Origin of the sequence: Streptococcus cristatus (assembly GCF_003943505.1) — a bacterium.
GTDB lineage: Bacteria > Bacillota > Bacilli > Lactobacillales > Streptococcaceae > Streptococcus > Streptococcus cristatus_E.
Genome location: NZ_RJPS01000116.1, coordinates 1 through 544 on the forward strand (window position 1 = coordinate 1; position 544 = coordinate 544).

Annotated in this window: 1 protein-coding gene; it reads right to left on the reverse strand. The window is 44.0% G+C overall.

Translation table 11 applies throughout. The annotated features are described in order from the left end of the window. A partial coding sequence (locus D8792_RS11555) for a mucin-binding protein (RefSeq protein WP_446677404.1) occupies window positions 1-513 on the reverse strand: 513 nt, incomplete at its 3' end. Between the last annotated feature and the right edge of the window lie 31 nt (window positions 514-544).

Genomic DNA, 544 nt, shown 5'->3' on the forward strand with positions numbered 1-544 from the left:
TACGCCTTCTTCCAATTGAACAGTGAAGTTTTGGTCCTTGCTTGCATCATCATCAAAGTTTTGTGGATCCTTGAACTCATCGTTCACAACCTTGTAACCTTGGTTAGTCAATTCTTTCAACTTCGCAAGGTATTGGTCACGGCTAATTGGTTCGCCTGACTTACCGCCTTCTGAGATCTTAGCCAATTCTTTCTTAGCTTGGTCTACGAAGGTGATGGTTGCTTTTTGATCTGCCTTCTTGTACGTTACGACTTCATCGGCTGGTTTAGCTGAGTCTGCTGTAACCTTCACATCTGCTACGCTTGCTTTNTCTGCTACATAACCCTTGATGTCTGGTGAAGTTTGTCCCTTGATCACGTCATCTTGTGATGTCCATGGGCCTTTTTCTACGATCGCTTTCGTTACGACGTTGATCTTCAGAATACGCGTGAATTTAGCGCTGTCTGTGAAGCTTGGTGCTGCTTCTTTACCATCTTCGTATACGTACTTGATCGTACGGCTCAATTCCTTCACAGCTTCTTGTTGAGCTGACTTGATCTTATCA